The sequence below is a fragment of the Sedimenticola sp. genome, assembly GCF_050289425.1.
GTDB lineage: Bacteria > Pseudomonadota > Gammaproteobacteria > Chromatiales > Chromatiaceae > Sedimenticola.
Genome location: NZ_JBNKFS010000001.1, coordinates 182,297 through 199,943 on the forward strand (window position 1 = coordinate 182,297; position 17,647 = coordinate 199,943).

Sequence of the window (17,647 nt, forward strand, 5' to 3'; positions counted from 1 at the left end):
GGATTAGACATCGCCCTGGGGGTGGGCCTTGTGCTCCTGGTCCAGTCGATTGACAGCGTTGATGTAAGCCTTGGCCGATGCAATCACTATATCGGTATCGGCACCCTGTCCGTTGACGATACCGCCATTTCGCTGCAGCCTGACGGTCACCTCACCCTGGGCATCGGTACCGCTGGTGATGGCATTGACCGAATAGAGTTGTAACTCCGAGTTACTCTGAACCATCGACTCGATCGCCTTAAAGGCCGCGTCCACCGGACCACTGCCGGTGGCATCGCCCGAGCGCTCTTTGTCATCCACCGAAAGCACGACCCGGGCATGGGGAATCTCTCCCGTCTCCGAACAGACCTTGAGTGAAATCAACTTGATACGCTCATTTTCGGCACTGAATCCGGCATCCGAAACCAGCGCCTGGAGATCCTCATCGAAGATCTCATGCTTTTTATCGGCCAGGTCTTTGAAACGGCGGAAAGCGTCATTGATCTCCTCTTCGGAATCGAAGCTGATACCCAACTCTTCCAAGCGTGTGCGAAAGGCGTTGCGGCCAGAGTGCTTGCCCATCACCATGCGGTTCTGGCTCCAGCCCACATCTTCGGCGCGCATGATCTCATAGGTTTCGCGATGCTTGAGCACACCATCCTGGTGGATACCCGATTCATGGGCAAAGGCATTGGCCCCCACAATCGCTTTGTTCGGCTGCACCGGGAAACCTGTAATACCGGAAACCAGGCGCGAGCAGTTTACAATTTGGGTGGTATCCAGATTGGTGTCACAGGTAAACAGATCGCGGCGGGTGCGCACCGCCATGACCACCTCTTCCAGTGAGGCATTGCCGGCCCTTTCACCCAGGCCATTGATGGTGCACTCCACTTGGCGCGCCCCCTGAGAGACGGCGGCCAGTGAGTTGGCGACCGCCAAGCCAAGGTCATTATGACAATGCACAGAGAAGATCGCCTTATCGGAGTTGGGGATACGTTCGATCAAGGTGCGAATGGTCTCACCAAACTGTTGCGGCAAATTGTAGCCCACGGTATCCGGCACATTGATCGTGGTTGCGCCGGCATCAATCGCCTGCTCGATAATCCGGCACAGGAAATCAATCTCGGAACGGCCGGCATCTTCCGGGGAAAACTCCACGTTATCGGTATATTGGCGAGCCCGTTTGACAGCCCAGACCGCCTGTTTCACCACTTCATCCGGCGTCATCCGCAACTTCTGCTGCATATGGATGGGTGAGGTGGCTATAAAGGTGTGAATACGACCGGAATTGGCGTCCTTCAACGCCTCACCGGCGCGATCGATATCCGCCTCGAGTGCCCGGGCCAGGCCACAGACGGTACTGTCCTTGATGGTACGGGCAATTGTCTGCACGGCGTCAAAATCCCCTGGACTGGCGATCGGGAAACCGGCCTCAATAATATCCACCCGCATTTTTTCCAACGCCTTGGCGATACGCAGCTTCTCATCCTTGGTCATGGAAGCCCCTGGACTCTGTTCGCCGTCACGCAAGGTGGTATCAAAGATGTACAACTTATCTGGATTACTCATAATCTGCTCCCGGGTTGATCCAATCGCCTATGCGACGAATCACCGTGTGCTCTATTCTTAAAATGTCGATTTGTCTGCGTGCTTGGCCCTCGCCAGGGCATGTGTCGTTTTATGCCCCACAGGGCAGTAGTAGCAGGGAGAGCAGTAGAGCTTGGCGGGTGCGCACAGACACAACTGCCCGGGGGGCAGTGTGTCGCAAGGTCTGTGCGTTGAATGATTTCATCGATATTCCAATTTGGGCTTCGACCGAATATACCGCAAGCTTTTCCCGTTGCCAAGATCCGCGTGATCTATTTCCCGCCGCGTGCCGCGCAGCACTGCAACCAATCACTCTTCCGATTGCGCCTCATCTTTCTTCTCTGCTTCACCACGCTGAATGGCCTGTCGCTCCGCTCTACGCTGATGCAGGTATCGCAGTGTCAGCACCGGTCCGGATATCGCGTAGACCATAAACAGGACAAACAACACCGTCGGCGGCTGGCTGATGACCACGGCTAATACCAGCATCATCACCACCACCGTCATGAAGGGAATCTTGCCCCTGAAATCGATCTCTTTGAAACTGTTGTAGCGCACATTGCTGACCATAAGCAGGCCGGCAGCCAGGGTGATCAGGCAAGCGAGATAAGAGACATCGACACCCTGAACCTGATACTCCACGGCGACCCAGACACTGCCGGCCAGAATGGCGGCGGCGGCGGGGCTCGGCAATCCCTGGAAGTAACGTTTATCAGCGGTGCCAACCTGGGTATTGAAGCGGGCCAGACGTAGCGCAGCACCCGCCGTGTAGACAAAGGCGGCCAACCAACCCAGCTTACCCAGGTGATTGAGCGACCAGACATACATCACCAGGGACGGCGCCAAGCCAAATGCCACCATATCCGAAAGACTGTCGTACTCGGCGCCGAAAGCGGTTTGGGTATTGGTCATTCGCGCCACCCGACCATCCAGCCCGTCCATCACCATGGCCACAAATATCGCCACGGCGGCGTGCTCAAACTTGCCGTTCATGGCAGCCAGCACGGCATAAAAACCACTAAACAGGGCCGCGGTGGTGAACAGATTCGGCAACAGATAAATGCCACGGCTGCGTTTCTGCTGCAGAGGGGTCTCCGGCATGGGTGCTTTTCCTGTTAGATTAAACTGGCCTGATTATAGAGGAGTTGGCAGGCAAAGACAGTCGAATATGGGTCGGGTGGTTTTATAGCGCCCCCTTAGTTGACCCTGCTCAGTATCAGAAAACATCCATCCACCATCCGGCCTGTAGGGACAGGACCCTGTCCCTGCCCGCTCCAAGGGTAACGACGAGGAGTCAGCCCTAAATCCATACCTGGCCTACGCGGCATCACTCCATTTCCGGACAAAAAAAAGCCGCGGGTACGCAAACAGCAACCCGCGGTTTTTTATCGGCTAGAAGCGAATCAGTTCTTGGACTTGTCCACGATCTTCTTGATCCACGGCATCATGCTACGCAGACGCTCGCCCACCACCTCGATATCGTGCGCGGCATTCAGGCGACGGCGCGCCGTCATCTCGGGATAGTTGGACTGGCCCTCGGAGATAAAACGTTTGGCATATTCGCCGCTCTGAATATTCTTCAGACACTCGCGCATCGCTGCCCGGCTCTCCTCGTTGATCACCTTGATGCCGGTTACATACTCACCGTACTCGGCATTGTTGGAGATGGAGTAGTTCATGTTGGCGATACCCCCCTCGTACATCAGGTCGACAATCAGCTTCAGCTCATGCAGACACTCAAAGTAGGCCATCTCCGGGGCATAACCAGCCTCGGTCAGGGTCTCAAAACCGGCTTTTACCAGTTCCACCGCACCACCGCAGAGTACCACCTGCTCACCGAACAGATCGGTTTCGGTCTCATCCTTGAAGGTGGTTTCGATGATGCCGGTACGACCACCGCCGATAGCGGAGGCGTACGAGAGGGCAATGTCCTTGGCCTGACCGCTGGCGTCTTGGAACACAGCAATCAGATCAGGAATACCACCGCCACGCTCAAACTCGGAACGCACGGTATGGCCCGGTGCCTTGGGTGCAATCATGATCACGTCCAGATCGGCACGCGGCACCACCTGATTGTAGTGAATGGCAAAGCCGTGGGCGAATGCCAGGGTGGCGCCCGGCTTCAGATTAGGCTCAAGCTGGTCCCGATAGAGGATTGACTGAAACTCATCCGGGGTCAAAACCATCACTACGTCAGCTTCGGCAACCGCCGCTTCCACACTTTGTACTTTCAGGCCGGCATTCTGCGCTTTCACGGCTGAGGCGGAACCCTCACGCAGGGCGACGGTGACATCAACGCCGGAATCTTTCAGATTGTTGGCATGGGCGTGCCCCTGGGAGCCGTACCCTACAATCGTGACCTTTTTACCCTGGATCAGAGAGAGGTCGGCGTCTTTGTCGTAATAGATATTCATGGTCATTTCAGTAGTACCTTCAAAATATTGGCTTCTATCCAGGGACACACTATCAGCATGTCAATTTAACGTTATTAATCTATCGGGCTGGTGGGCCGGTCAGCGGTTGTATCAGAGGCTAAGGCCTTTCGCACCGCGGGAGATACCGGACGGTCCGGTACGCACCACTTCGACGATCAGATCCTCTTCCACCGCTTTAACAAAGGCATCCAGTTTACTGGCTTGCCCGGTCATCTCGATCAGGTAGCTGGAATCGGTGACATCGATAATCTTGCCGCGGAAGATATCCACCAGCCGTTTGATTTCGTCACGCTGGCTCTTCTCCGCCCGCACCTTGATCAGCATCATCTCCCGCTCCACATGCGGACCCTCCGAGAGATCAAGCAGCTTGACCACCTCTATCAACTTATTCAGCTGTTTGGTGATCTGCTCAATGATGTTCTCATCCCCGCGGGTCACCAGGGTCATGCGCGACAGTGAAGCATCTTCGGTCGGCGCAACCGTCAGGGACTCGATATTGTAGCCACGTGCAGAAAACAGACCGGCCACCCGTGACAACGCCCCGGCTTCATTCTCCATCAGGATTGAAATTATATGTCTCATGGTTAGACCAGCTCACTTTTCGGGGGAAGATACATCTCGTGATGACCCTTACCCGCCTCGATCATCGGGTAAACGTTTTCCGTGGGATCGATCACCACATCCATAAATACCAAGCGATCCTTCAGTGCGAAGGCCTCTTTCATGGCCCCCTCCAGATCCCCCGGCTTCTCTATCTTCATACCTACATGGCCGAAACTTTCGGCCAGCTTCACAAAGTCCGGCAAGGCATCCACATAAGAGTGCGAATAGCGCCCGTCATAGAAAAACTCTTGCCACTGCCGCACCATGCCCATGTAACCGTTGTTCAGCAGCATGATTTTTATCGGTAGGTCATGCTGTTTGCAGGTCGCCAGCTCCTGGATACACATCTGGATACTTGCCTCACCGGTCACCAACGCCACATCGGCGCCAGGGTGAGCGATCTGAATCCCCATGGCAGCCGGCAGGCCGAAACCCATGGTGCCGAGGCCACCGGAATTGACCCAGCGCCGCGGCTTGTCGAAACCGTAGAACTGGGCTGCAAACATCTGGTGCTGCCCCACATCAGAGGCGACAAAGGCATCACCTCCGGTCACCTTATGCAGAGTTTCAACAGCAAATTGTGGCTTAATCTGCGGGTGACTGTGGTCGTAACTGAGACAATCGGCACCACGCCAACTGTCAATCTGTCCCCACCACTTTTTCAAGGCTGTCGCATTGGGTAGCTTTTTGCCTTCCTTGAGTACCTTCAGCATATCCTGCAATACCGACTTCACCGGCCCCACGATCGGCACATCGACCCGCACATTCTTTGAAATGGATGAAGGATCGATATCCACGTGGATAATTTTGGCGTTCGGGCAGAAGTGGGCAATATGGCCGGTGACCCGGTCATCAAAACGGGCGCCGATGGCGATCAGCACATCGGTGTCATGCATAGCCATGTTGGCCTCATAGGTACCGTGCATACCCAGCATACCGATGAATTGCTTATCGCTGGAGGGGTAGGCCCCCAGCCCCATCAGGGTGTTGGTGATCGGGAAACCCAACTCCCGGGTCAACGCCGTCAACTCCTCGCTGGCGTCACCGATCACAACGCCGCCGCCGGTGTAAAAAACCGGCCGTTCAGCACTTAACATTAAGTTGACAGCCTTCTTGATCTGTCCCAGATGTCCCTTCACCACCGGGCTATAGGAACGCATCTTGATTTTTTTCGGATAGTCGTAGGGAATTTTCTTGTTGGGGTCCGTGATATCCTTCGGGATATCCACCACAACCGGTCCCGGTCTGCCCGAAGTGGCTATATAAAAAGCCTTCTTGAGGGTCTCTGCGATATCCTTGACATCCTTGATCAAAAAGTTGTGTTTTACGCAGGGCCGAGTGATACCGACCGTATCAACCTCCTGGAAGGCGTCACTACCTATAAAGGGCGTCGGAACCTGCCCGGTAAGCACTACCATCGGGATGGAATCCATGTAGGCTGTTGCAATACCGGTAACGGCGTTGGTCGCACCGGGGCCTGAAGTAACCAAGGCCACACCCGGCTTGCCGGTGGAGCGGGCATAGCCGTCCGCCGCATGGGTTGCTGCCTGCTCATGCCGCACCAGAATATGCTTTACGAAATCCTGTTGAAAAAGCGCGTCATAAATATGAAGTACCGCACCGCCAGGATAACCAAACACATGTTCAACGCCTTCGTCTTTCAAACACTGAATGACGATCTCGGCACCACTCAATTCCACAAATAACCTCCCAACCAACCGGTTTCTGGGCTCCTACCCACGCCGATCGGCACAATATACAGGGGAAAAATCGAACGGTACAAATTACTCACATACGACAGACAGGTCAAGCCGCAAACAGGCTAAGTGAAAAATTGGCAGGCGCGGCGTCCAATACCTAACCCGTACCCGCAAAATCTCAGTTATCAAATGTTCGGGCAATGACTCCACCATCGAAAACCGATGAACTGGCGATCGGCTTTCCCATGATTATTCATGCGCTTATGCTGCGACCCAAATAGTACCGTTTTGCGAAATCCATCCTTGCTGACCCCGAATGCAAACCCTACAATGAAAAAAGTCTCTTCCAACACTAATAAATAAGGATGATGCGCATGATTATCCGATTACTGCTACCCCTGCTGCTCGCAATCTCCTGTATCGGGGTGGCGGAGGCCCGTATGTATCGCTGGGTCGATGAGAATGGCACAACGGTTTACTCCCAGTCCCCACCTCCTTCAGGCAAAGCGGCGGAGATCAAGGTCCACGTCGCGCCCCCGGCACCGCCAAAGAGCGACGCAACTAGGACACCCAACGCAGACGAGGCCAAGCCTGAGGCTGATAGTCCCAGCAAAGAGGAGATTGCTGCATCCAACAAGATAAAATCGGAGAACTGCACTGCCGCCCGCTACAACCTCAACCTGTATACCAACCTGGGAAAAAAGCTGGTGAAGACACCGGATGGCCTCTACAAACGCCTGACAGAGGAAGAGCGCCAGCAAAAAATCAAAGATAGCCAGAATCAGATCAAGGAATTTTGCGACAAATAACCAATACTGGCCCATTGTCACTGCAGTGGCCGGCTACAACAGGCCACTGCAAATTTACCTGTACTAATAACGGTATCACCCACAACCATCCGCCCGCAAACAGACTAGCAACATAAACCATTAATAAATATATATTTTTAACTGTTAACGGTTCTGTTTAACGTCATTTGCCAGTTTAGGAAATTTCCTACAAGGCGACCGTGTTCCCCCTACAGACAATAACCACACGATCTCCCATACTTTACTCACCGTCAACAAGGAAGACCACGGATCGGTGATACTCTTCAAGGATGGGTGAAAGGATTCCGCTTTCTGCCAAAAGAATACGACGGTGACCCCGAAGGTAAGGATGTCTTCGGGGTTTTTATTTTGCTCACCATTCAGCCACGCGCCTTGGTCGCCCGGAGATCAGGTCAAAAAACATATTCAAGGCAACTGACCGCCGCGGCGCCTGTCCCTCTACCTACTCGGGCCGGCCAATATAGTAGCCTTGTGCCCCATCCACATGCAGCGACGACAAAATTTCCCATACCGCTTCTGTCTCAACCGCTTCGGCTATGACGACGATCTCCAGACCGTGGGCTATTTCCGTCAGGGCTTGCACAAAGAACTGATTATCCTTACTGTCATCGATGGAACGCATGAAGCTGCCATCGATTTTCAGGTAATCGATCTTCATCGAGCGTAAATAGGCTAGCGAACTGAAGCTCCTGCCGAAATGATCGATCGACAATTTTGCGCCAAAGCCAGTGACCAGATCTAGCAATGCGTTGACCTTGTCAATCAACGACACAACCCCATACTCCGGCAATTCAAAAATAAGGCGTGATGTCAGCTCGCGATTGTCTCCCAATCGCTCCGCCAGCCACTTCATAAATCCGGCTGTCGTGATCGATTGCAGTGAGAGATTCACGGCATAGCGCGTCTGATCTTCGCCGGACGCTCGCAGACGTTGCAATACTTGACTGATCACGGCCTTATCAATTTCTGCGGTCATATTCAGGCTCTCTACCTGTGGCATGAACAGCCCTGCGGTCAACAAACGGGCTTGATCAGGATGCTCCAGATCCTGTGGGATCCTGACCAAAACCTCCTGGTGCAACAGTTGGCGGTCCGCACGGGTCACCACCGGCTGATAGTGAAGTTGAATTCGCTCACGTTGTAACGCCTCACCGATAAACGCACGCCATTCGGCAGCACCCCGTATCGGGCTCGCCTGCCCCTCTTCGGGCCGGCTAAGATGCCACCCATTGGCACCCTTGCTCTGGGCAATACGCAACGCCATATCGGTCTCCGCCAGCAGTTCGGAGGCACTCTGGCGACCATCAAACAAGCCAATACCGACATGCCCCACATCCGGGTTATCCAGCTTTCCACTGCCGTAAAGACCGGTCAATAGCGCCACCAACTGCTCAGCCAAGCGTGGAATCTGGTCATCGGCACACTCTTCTACCAGCAGCGCAAAATCGGCACCGGCAAGATGGGCAAGCTGACTTCTCGGCCACTGGGCGGATACCGTCTCCAACGCCCTCGCCGTCTGCCCCAATAGCGCATCACCCGCACTATAACCATGCGCATCGTTATAGCGTTTGAAATCCTTCAGCTGCACCAGGCAAAGCGCACCGCGGGAAAACTCTTCGGTGGAGTCGATCTGGTTAACCAGCAGATCCATAAAAAACCGCTTATTGGCCAGACCGGTTACCGGATGCTGATGAGCCTGGCGCCGGAATCCGGCAGCGAGACGCTCCAGTTCATCCAACATCTGTCGCACCTTAGCCGACATCCGGTTCATCGCCTCTACCATGCGTCGTATATCAGGCGTTTTGGGTAATGGATCCAGGATCGGGAATTCACGGTTGCAGATGGCATTGGCTTGCTGTTCAACCGACTTCAGGGGCCCCAATACCCTCTTCAGTATCAACACACCGATTACTAGAGCGGCAACGGCACTGACCAGGAACCAACGCAATGTTCCGGCGATGTTTTCCCATAGTTGACGATAGGCGTAGCCGGGATGGCTGCTGATAACAACCCGCCCCCGCTGAACCCAGCCATCCATGAGGACGGATACACCCTCCGGCGTCGTTAGCGGCAACATGTTGATAAACCACTCCGGTACACCTTCAAGCTGCACCGGCAACACCCGATCTACCCAGGGCTTACCCTGCATATCTTCGATTCGAATGGAGCGATAGAATCCGCGGTCAAAGATAGCATCGGTCATTGAAGTGATCGTCGCCAGATCCATATCCGCCATGTAGGGAGAGATCGACAATCCCAGCGAAGTAGCGGCATCCTGGGCATGCGACTCCAACTGCTTTTCCAGATAATCCCGGGTGTTATGTACCGTGATCAGAAAGGTCCCGACAAAGACCAACAGCAGCAGGGTGACAATCAGTGCCACCAGTTGTTTTGGCAAGGTCATAATAGGCTTACCTCAGCGCTCCGCTTATTATTCTGTTGTGTAAGAAATCGACTGTATTGCTTGGGCTTCATTGCGCCGTCTCCCGGGCCATGCGTGCCTTCAGGTCCTGCCAGAGGCTAATGCGGCTCGACGACCCCACCTTCTCACCCCGTCCCCGGCTCTTGGCCAGCCACAGCCCCTCCGCATTGAAGCTGTATACCGGAGCCAGATCACCACGCTTGTCAGCCGAGAGGATCTGACCGTTGAGATTGTCCAGCACCAGGGGAATCGCCCCCTTCTCTGGGTAGTAGGTCAATACCATGTGCGCCTGGTTTAACTCCAGAGCCTTCACATACATAATGCGCATCTTCTCCTCCGGCACCCCCATCTCCCGCAGCGTAAAGTATTTGGCGATGGAGTAATCCTCACAGTCGGCCTGGCCGCGTCCCAGTGCTTCCGCCGGTGTAGCCCAGTAATCTTCCTTACCCCAGATATTGAGGTCGGAACGGTAGGTAAGCCGGTTGAAAAAGTCGTTTACCAGGGTCAGTTTTTCCGTTTCGTTCGCGTCTGGATGCGTCTCCATCAGATTCTGCCACTCGACTATTCTGTTTGCAGCCAGCTCGCCATAGGTCTGCTTGGCCCACTGGATCAGCGCGGCACTGACCAGAGAGTCGCTAGCTACCACACCACCCAGTAACAGCGCTATTGCCAACACAATCCAACGCATCCAATGCCAGTGAATTCTGGCAAGCGGAGCAGGGTGATAAGCTGTGGCTGGTGCAATGAACAATGGGCTACCGCTGATAAAATCAATATCCAATAGAGTTTTTTCGGCAGCTAGCGGGAATGCTGTAGCCCCGGCAGATAAAGCGGCAACCCCAATCTAATCGTCGTCATCCATTTGTCCCGACCAGGGCATACCGTTAGAATAGGCGCATTTTGCACCCACACCCCCTGGACCCCGGACATGCGCACATCCCAATTTCCTCTTCAGACCGTCAAGGAGACTCCCTCCGACGCCGAGATCAGCAGTCACCAGCTCATGATCCGAGCCGGCATGATCCGCAAACTCGCCGCTGGTCTCTACACCTGGCTGCCGCTGGGCCTGCGGGTGCTGCGCAAGGTCGAAGCCATCGTCCGGGAGGAGATGGACCGTTCCGGTGCACTGGAGGTACTGATGCCCTCCATCCAACCGGCCGAATTATGGCAGGAATCGGGACGTTGGGAGCAGTACGGCCCGGAACTGCTGCGCCTCAACGACCGGCACAAAAGGGCTTTCTGTTACGGTCCTACCCACGAAGAGATCATCACCGACCTGGCCCGTAACGAGTTGCACAGCTACAAACAGCTGCCGATCAACTTCTACCAGATTCAAACCAAATTCCGCGATGAGATTCGGCCCCGTTTCGGCGTCATGCGTGCGCGCGAATTCCTGATGAAGGATGCGTACTCTTTCCACGTCGACCAAGCCTCCCTGCAGCAAACCTATGATTTGATGCACCAGACATACAGCCGTATCTTTACCCGTTGCGGTTTGGAGTTCAGGGCGGTACAGGCGGACAGCGGCAGCATCGGCGGCAGCGCTTCGATGGAGTTCCATGTATTGGCCGATTCCGGTGAAGATGCCATCGCCTTCTCGACCGAGAGCAATTATGCCGCCAATATCGAAACGGCTGAAGCGGTGGCGCTTGGTACTGGCCTCGCCGCGCCAAACGAGACATTGCGACTGGTCGACACACCCGAGACCAAAACCATTCAGAACCTGGTTGACCAATTCAATCAACCCATTGAAAAAACAATAAAAACACTGATTGTTGTCGCCGCCGAGGAGGAACCGGCCGACTACGTTGCCCTACTGGTACGGGGTGATCATGAACTGAATGAAATCAAGGCAGAGAAACTGCCTGAGGTGGCAGCACCCCTGACCTTCGCCAGCGAAGAGCAAATCCGTGAAGCGATCGGTGCCGGCCCCGGATCCCTGGGCCCGCTCAATCTGCCGATCCCCTGCATCATCGACCGGACTGTCGCCCTGACCGCGGATTTCAGCGCCGGGGCCAATCAGGATGGGAAGCACTATTTCGGCATCAACTGGGAACGTGACCTGCCCACACCGAAGGTTGCGGATATCCGTAACGTGCAGGAGGGGGACCCCAGTCCGGACGGCCAGGGCACCCTAACCCTGGCCCGGGGTATTGAGGTCGGGCATATCTTCCAGTTGGGAAATAAGTACAGCGAGGCGATGAAGGCATCGGTATTGGATGAAAATGGCCGGAGCCTGGTAATGGAAATGGGTTGCTACGGCATCGGTGTCTCCCGCGTGGCCGCCGCCGCCATTGAACAGAATCACGACGACAAGGGGATCATCTGGCCAGCCGCCATCGCCCCCTTCCAGGTCGCTCTTTGTCCAATGAAACTGAATAAATCACATCGGGTTCGTGAAGCCACTGAGCAACTCTACCGGGAGCTAAGCGCCGTAGGCATTGAGGTACTGATGGATGATCGCGGTGCCCGTCCGGGAGCCATGTTTGCGGACATGGAATTGATCGGTATTCCTCACCGGATCGTAATCGGCGAGCGCAGTCTGGACGAAGGTAAACTGGAATACCGCGGCAGGTGTGACAGTGACAACAGTATGATCGAAATAGATCGAATCGTACCCTTCCTGCAGGAGCAATTGAGCCCACAGACCTGATTTCCAAGGAGTCAGGCATCGCGTCTCATACCTGAAGACAATCACAACAGAGAAACTGGATTCATGGCAAAAGTAGAAAGCTTTACAAGAGAGCAGCTGCTGGATTGCGGCTACGGCAGAATGTTTGGCGAAGGCAACGCGCAGTTGCCTGTCCCCAACATGCTGATGATGGACCGGATCACCCGGATTTCCGATGAAGGTGGCGCCTACGGAAAGGGAGTGATTGAAGCGGAGCTGGACATCACGCCAGACCTCTGGTTTTTCGATTGCCACTTCCCCGGCGACCCGGTCATGCCAGGTTGTCTGGGACTGGATGCCATGTGGCAGGCGGTCGGCTTCTTTCTGGCCTGGTTAGGCAATCCTGGCCATGGTCGGGCACTGGGTGTCGGCGAAGTAAAATTTACCGGACAGGTGTTGCCCAGCGCAAAAAAAGTTTCCTACCACATAGACCTCAAGCGGGTTATTACCCGTCGTCTGGTCATGGGGGTTGCCGATGCGGTCATGAAGGTGGATGGACGGGAAATCTATAGCGCTAAAGACCTGCGTGTAGGCCTATTTGTCTCAACCGACAACTTCTGAACCACGTAACCGACCGGACCGGACAACCAAACAGATGGGTGAAATCGAACTGACGTAACCCATCCGTTATGACCTCCCTATTTGCATGTCCAGGGAACCGGCCCCTTATCCAACCTGCTTTAGCTTCCCGCCGTCCAAAAGTCCACAACTCGCGGCCCTCCTAGCACGCTTTTCAAACCAGGATAGCGACTTGTTGAACTAATACAGACACATCCTGCAACGAAATAGGAACCTAAAAAAATGTGACCCAGTCCACAAAAAAGCAGGTTTCAGAGAAAAAATCCTTATAGTGGAGCGGTATTGCCGCGTTCATCACATCCGCGCCAGATACAAAATTGCCCTTCATGACTTAATATTCAGCTATATCGGTCGACATCTGGTTTTAATATGGCCCAAGACATCGTCAACCTTAACAGTCAGAAACCTGCATCCTCGCGGAAACGGCAAGCCATTAGGATTTTGCAGGTCACTGACTGTCACCTGCATACCGATACAGAGTGGAAACTGGCCGGTATCAATACCCAACTCAGCTTCGAGTGGGTGATGTCCCTGGCTGAGCGGCATAAAGCGGAAACCGATTTACTACTGCTAACCGGCGACTTGGTTCACGACGCCTCCGCCATTGGTTACACCCGCCTCAAACGATATGTTGAGGATTTCGGCATTCGGGCTTGCTGCCTGCCGGGAAACCATGACAAACCGGACATGCTCCGCACCCACATGCAGGGCCGGTTGGTCGAGACCCCCAAAGAGATCAAATTGGGTAACTGGTTAATCGTCCTGCTCGACTCCACCCTACCGCATTCTGAAGGGGGACATCTGAGCGACCAGGAGTTGCAGACACTGGATAACGCCTTGGGCAACCATCCGGAACACCATGTACTCATCGCCCTGCATCATCATCCGATACATATCAACAGCGCCTGGATGGATAAAATGGCCCTGGACAATCCAGCGCCCTTTTTATCCATCCTGAATCGGCATGGAAATGTAAAAGGAGTGGTATGGGGCCATATTCATCAAACCTTTGATACCGAACTCAACGGCATCAAGATGATGGGAACGCCCTCTACCTGTATTCAATTCATTGAAAACCAGGATAAGTTCGGGATCAGCACCACCCCGCCCGGATTTCGCTGGCTGGAGCTGTTGCCAGATGGTCGCATCAATACCGGCATTGAACGAATCGCCGAACTCCCCCCCGGCCTCGACCTGAAAACGGCCGGTTACTGAGCGACTCCTGCGGCACCGAACCCTCTCGCCTAACGGCGACATGATCCCTTTTTTCCGGTTATGATAACGGCAACGACAAGAACCGGAGCGGCTATTCATCCGGTCAATAAAAGGGAGCATAACCATGCAAAGGTTCTTTCACGGTGCCTTCTGCCTCACACTCGCCGTCACTGCCGTTCTGGCGGATGAACCACGGCGCTTCGCCGATACGGGTACCAATTGGCGTCCCATTGAGACCACTCCTGCCGAGAGGCCCGCCCAGACAATCGATGCGACAGGCATATCCAGCCAACCGTCCAGATCCTCCACAATACAAGGCTATCCGTCCAACGGCTATCCGCTATCCGCACCGGCTATCCCCTATGACGGCACATACCCCAGTGGCGAGACGGCAAGTTCTGCTCCCTATCCCTACAGCTCAGGTGCCGATGAAACGTCCGTGCCACCGGTTTACCCTTATCAGCCAGAGTATTCGGCAACCCCTTGGGGCTACCCGGCCGCTCCCGGTTACTCCTCCGGGTATGATCAGCCGTCCGCTTACGGATACCCTTATCCGTACCCGACGGCGCCTTCCTACCCCCCATACGCCGCCCCGCTGGAATATGGTTATCCACAAGGCTACGGACAAGAGTACGGGTACCCGACCCAACCCGCACCCGGATATGAAAATGGCTACTATTACCCCAACACCGGGTATGCTCCGGACGACACCCCCTACTATCCCGCAGCGCCGCTGCGCCAGCAGCAACCACCGTCATATGTTCCGACACAGCCTGCCCCCCCTGGCTGGGACGAACAGGGAGCGTACCTGAACCCGCCACCCTCGAGCCAATACCCGCAGGAACAGCCCGATGCTCCTGTCACCCCGTTGCCGGGAGAATCGGCTCCGCAGGACAGCAGAAACCAAGGCCATGATTACAGAGTGAATGGTGCGCCGGCGAAATTCAGGCCCTGGACAGACCCAAGAATAGAGGCACCGGCCGAAGAGACAGCGCGTTAGCGATCAGCGATCAGCGAACACTAAACTCCACCAGCTCTTGGAATGGAACAGGTTCGTTGGAAACCCCCGCCACGCTGGCCTGGGGCGGTCCATGCGTCAGCCAGCTACGCAACTGATCAAGCGCTTCGGCTTCACCGCAGGCAAGCACTTCGACCCGGCCATCGGTGAGGTTCTTGGCATAGCCGGTAATTTTCAGACGTTCGGCTTCAAACCGGGTTGAGGCACGAAAGAACACCCCTTGAACCTTTCCGGATACCAGATACCGCATACAGATCGTCAATGGACACGCCTCCCGTTTTCGCTATCAGCCAGAGCGGGCTTTTGCGATTGCTCCGCCTGTTTCAGTAACCGCTCGATCATCACCGCCGTCATACCTCCCACATGTCTCGCCACCACGTCTCCCTGTGGAGAAATCAGGATAGAAGTAGGTAGTGCCGGTATCGGCCCTAAAGGAGTATAGCCATCGGCAGGCGCCAACAATATCGGATAACTGATAAAGGCCTCCTCCACAAACTCCTTGAGCCGCTGCAACGGGATATCCTCCATATTGATTCCAATGACCCGGGCATCCCGATCTTTGTGATCCAGATAAAAACGCTCCAGCTCCGGCATCTCTTCGATACAGGGGGGACACCAGGTTGCCCAGAAATTGACCAGTAGCCACTGTCCACGAAACTCAGCAAGCGTCCGATCCTTGCCCTGCAGATCCGGCAGCGTAAAGTCCACCGCCTGAACAGAGACACTGAACAGCAGCCACCACACCGCTCCAATTAGTCGAGAGATACTACGCATCATCTAGGCCCTGCAAATCTTAAACACCATGACGCCATATCATACACCCACCGTCGACATCACCCGCGCATTCACCACTGCGGCAAAAAGCACACCCTTCGCCGCTGTTTCAACACCATAGGTTTGGTTACAATGGGCGGCCGCTATTCGGAGAGGAGCGTCGAGATTATCATGACGGTAAAGATCTACCACAACCCACAATGCAGTAAATCCCGCCAGACCCTGCAGATTCTGCAAGAGGAAGGTGTAGCAGCCGAAGTCATCGAATATCTAAAACAACCACCCAGCCGGGAAGAGTTGACCCAGATCCTCCAGGCATTGGGCATGCGCCCACGGGACTTGATGCGCCAGGGTGAAGCGGAATACCAGCAGGCCGGGCTGGACAACCCGGATCTTTCCGATGAGCAGTTGATCCAGGCCATGCTGGACCATCCCAGATTGATTGAACGTCCGATCGTCGTCAAAGATGGCCAGGTAATCATCGGACGCCCGCCGCAACGCGTACTGGATATACTCTGATGGCGGAGATACTGGTGCTCTACTACAGCCGTTATGGGGCGACGGCCGAAATGGCCCGACAGATCGCCCGGGGGGTCGAAGAGGTACCGGGAATGCAGGCCAAGCTGCGTACCGTTCCGGCGGTCTCCCCGGTTTGTGAAGCGACCGAACCGGCCGTTCCGGACAGTGGCGCCCCCTACGCCACCACAGCCGATCTGGAGTCCTGCGCCGGCCTCGCCCTCGGCAGTCCGACCCGATTCGGCAATATGGCGGCACCAATGAAGCAGTTTATCGATAGCACCAGCCCACTCTGGCTGACCGGAGGTCTGGCCGGCAAACCGGGCGCTGTCTTCACCTCGTCATCCAGTATGCACGGCGGACAGGAAACCACCCTGATCTCCATGATGTTGCCCCTGCTCCACCACGGCATGCTGATAACCGGCTTGCCTTATAGCGAGACGACGCTATTGCACACCGTCTCAGGGGGGACGCCTTACGGTCCAAGCCACTTGGCCGGCGTAGATAGCAAATTACCGCTCACTGAAGACGAGAAACTGCTCTGCCGTGCCCTGGGCAAACGGATCGCCAGCTTCGCTCAAAAACTGACCGACAACCCCTGATCGATGCCCAAACAACTCGCCCTCGGACTCACTCTGCCAGAGAGTACCAACCTTGACAGCTATCTGCCCGCCGCCAACCAACAGGCGGTCTCTGACCTTTCCACCTGTGCCACAGGGACGGGCGAGCCGTTTATCTATCTCTGGGGGGCGACTCAGACCGGGAAAAGCCATCTGCTTCAAGCCGCCACGCAACTGGCGGATCAGGCCGGACGATCGGCCCTGTATATCCCACTGGATCAAGCCACCCAACTGTCACCGGCCATCTTTGACGACCTGGAACAGATGGATATTATCTGCCTGGATGACATCGAACAGATCGCCGGCCAGCCAGACTGGGAGACAGGTGTCTTCAATCTGTTCAATCGGCTGCGGGAGCAGGGGAAATCACTGCTGGTGACGGCCCACTGCGGCCCACTGAACCTGCCGATCGCCCTCGCCGATCTGCGCTCGCGGCTGAGCTGGGGTCTCTGCTATCAACTGCAACCATTGGATGATAACGATAAGATAGCAGCGCTAACGGCCGCGGCCGCCAGGCGCGGCCTGACCTTGAGCGAAGAGACGGCACGTTACATCCTGCGCCACACGCAACGGGATATGGGTTCGCTACGACGCCTGCTGAAACAGCTCGATCACGCTTCGCTGGAGGCAAAACGCGCGCTGACCATCCCCTTCATCAAGGCGTTCCTGAATCGACAAACTGACGGGTAAATAGACCA

17 protein-coding genes are annotated in these 17,647 nt (G+C 55.3%); 8 read left to right on the forward strand and 9 right to left on the reverse strand.

What is annotated here, in order from left to right; all coding sequences use genetic code 11:
• Positions 1–3 precede the first annotated feature (3 nt).
• From ACQY5R_RS00910 to ACQY5R_RS00930, 5 genes are all read right to left on the reverse strand, one after another.
• Positions 4–1,548 (reverse strand): 2-isopropylmalate synthase, encoded by a 1,545-nt coding sequence (locus ACQY5R_RS00910; protein WP_428603421.1) that lies wholly within the window; start codon positions 1,546–1,548, stop codon positions 4–6.
• A gap of 327 nt (positions 1,549–1,875) precedes the next feature.
• Positions 1,876–2,667, reverse strand: a complete 792-nt coding sequence (gene pssA / locus ACQY5R_RS00915; protein ID WP_428603423.1) for a CDP-diacylglycerol--serine O-phosphatidyltransferase — start codon at positions 2,665–2,667, stop codon at positions 1,876–1,878.
• Between the two features lie 302 nt (positions 2,668–2,969).
• Complete coding sequence (ilvC, locus tag ACQY5R_RS00920; RefSeq protein WP_428603425.1) at positions 2,970–3,980, reverse strand: ketol-acid reductoisomerase; 1,011 nt, start codon at positions 3,978–3,980, stop codon at positions 2,970–2,972.
• Positions 3,981–4,091: 111 nt separating this feature from the next.
• Positions 4,092–4,583, reverse strand: a complete 492-nt coding sequence (gene ilvN, locus ACQY5R_RS00925; protein ID WP_428603427.1) for an acetolactate synthase small subunit — start codon at positions 4,581–4,583, stop codon at positions 4,092–4,094.
• Positions 4,584–4,585: 2 nt separating this feature from the next.
• Positions 4,586–6,304, reverse strand: coding sequence for an acetolactate synthase 3 large subunit (locus ACQY5R_RS00930; RefSeq protein WP_428603429.1), 1,719 nt, complete (start codon positions 6,302–6,304; stop codon positions 4,586–4,588).
• A 374-nt stretch (positions 6,305–6,678) separates the two neighbouring features.
• On the opposite strand from ACQY5R_RS00930, the gene ACQY5R_RS00935 reads away from it, so the two are divergent.
• Positions 6,679–7,113, forward strand: coding sequence for a DUF4124 domain-containing protein (locus ACQY5R_RS00935; protein WP_428603431.1), 435 nt, complete (start codon positions 6,679–6,681; stop codon positions 7,111–7,113).
• Between the two features lie 463 nt (positions 7,114–7,576).
• Here the strand turns inward: ACQY5R_RS00935 and ACQY5R_RS00940 are convergent, their stop codons facing one another.
• Together ACQY5R_RS00940 and ACQY5R_RS00945 are read right to left on the reverse strand one after the other, a co-directional pair.
• Positions 7,577–9,538, reverse strand: a complete 1,962-nt coding sequence (locus tag ACQY5R_RS00940; RefSeq protein WP_428603433.1) for an EAL domain-containing protein — start codon at positions 9,536–9,538, stop codon at positions 7,577–7,579.
• A 67-nt stretch (positions 9,539–9,605) separates the two neighbouring features.
• Positions 9,606–10,244, reverse strand: coding sequence for a transglutaminase-like cysteine peptidase (locus ACQY5R_RS00945; protein ID WP_428603435.1), 639 nt, complete (start codon positions 10,242–10,244; stop codon positions 9,606–9,608).
• A 240-nt stretch (positions 10,245–10,484) separates the two neighbouring features.
• On the opposite strand from ACQY5R_RS00945, the gene ACQY5R_RS00950 reads away from it, so the two are divergent.
• From ACQY5R_RS00950 to ACQY5R_RS00965, 4 genes are all read left to right on the forward strand, one after another.
• Positions 10,485–12,209, forward strand: coding sequence for a proline--tRNA ligase (locus tag ACQY5R_RS00950; protein ID WP_428603437.1), 1,725 nt, complete (start codon positions 10,485–10,487; stop codon positions 12,207–12,209).
• Between the two features lie 63 nt (positions 12,210–12,272).
• Positions 12,273–12,788 (forward strand): 3-hydroxyacyl-[acyl-carrier-protein] dehydratase FabA, encoded by a 516-nt coding sequence (fabA, locus tag ACQY5R_RS00955; protein ID WP_428603439.1) that lies wholly within the window; start codon positions 12,273–12,275, stop codon positions 12,786–12,788.
• A gap of 387 nt (positions 12,789–13,175) precedes the next feature.
• Positions 13,176–14,021: a 3',5'-cyclic-AMP phosphodiesterase gene (cpdA, locus tag ACQY5R_RS00960; protein ID WP_428603441.1), complete on the forward strand. Its 846-nt coding sequence runs from the start codon at positions 13,176–13,178 to the stop codon at positions 14,019–14,021.
• A gap of 124 nt (positions 14,022–14,145) precedes the next feature.
• Positions 14,146–15,021 carry a hypothetical protein gene (locus tag ACQY5R_RS00965; protein WP_428603443.1) on the forward strand — a complete coding sequence of 292 codons (876 nt, stop codon included), beginning with the start codon at positions 14,146–14,148 and terminating at the stop codon, positions 15,019–15,021.
• A 10-nt stretch (positions 15,022–15,031) separates the two neighbouring features.
• Here ACQY5R_RS00965 and ACQY5R_RS00970 read toward each other — a convergent pair whose 3' ends face one another.
• Both ACQY5R_RS00970 and ACQY5R_RS00975 read right to left on the reverse strand, forming a co-directional pair.
• Positions 15,032–15,289, reverse strand: coding sequence for an acylphosphatase (locus ACQY5R_RS00970; protein WP_428603578.1), 258 nt, complete (start codon positions 15,287–15,289; stop codon positions 15,032–15,034).
• 8 nt (positions 15,290–15,297) lie between these two features.
• On the reverse strand, positions 15,298–15,816 hold the full coding sequence (locus ACQY5R_RS00975) for a TlpA disulfide reductase family protein (RefSeq protein ID WP_428603445.1): 519 nt from the start codon (positions 15,814–15,816) through the stop codon (positions 15,298–15,300).
• A gap of 129 nt (positions 15,817–15,945) precedes the next feature.
• Between ACQY5R_RS00975 and arsC the strand changes: the two genes are divergently transcribed.
• The 3 genes from arsC to hda are packed head-to-tail and all read left to right on the forward strand — an operon-like array spanning position 15,946 to position 17,639.
• Complete coding sequence (gene arsC, locus ACQY5R_RS00980) at positions 15,946–16,332, forward strand: arsenate reductase (glutaredoxin) (protein ID WP_428603447.1); 387 nt, start codon at positions 15,946–15,948, stop codon at positions 16,330–16,332.
• Positions 16,332–16,931: an NAD(P)H:quinone oxidoreductase gene (gene wrbA, locus ACQY5R_RS00985; RefSeq protein ID WP_428603449.1), complete on the forward strand. Its 600-nt coding sequence runs from the start codon at positions 16,332–16,334 to the stop codon at positions 16,929–16,931. The genes arsC and wrbA overlap by 1 nt, the downstream gene beginning before the upstream one ends.
• A gap of 3 nt (positions 16,932–16,934) precedes the next feature.
• Positions 16,935–17,639, forward strand: coding sequence for a DnaA regulatory inactivator Hda (gene hda / locus ACQY5R_RS00990; protein WP_428603451.1), 705 nt, complete (start codon positions 16,935–16,937; stop codon positions 17,637–17,639).
• The last annotated feature ends 8 nt before the right edge of the window (positions 17,640–17,647 follow it).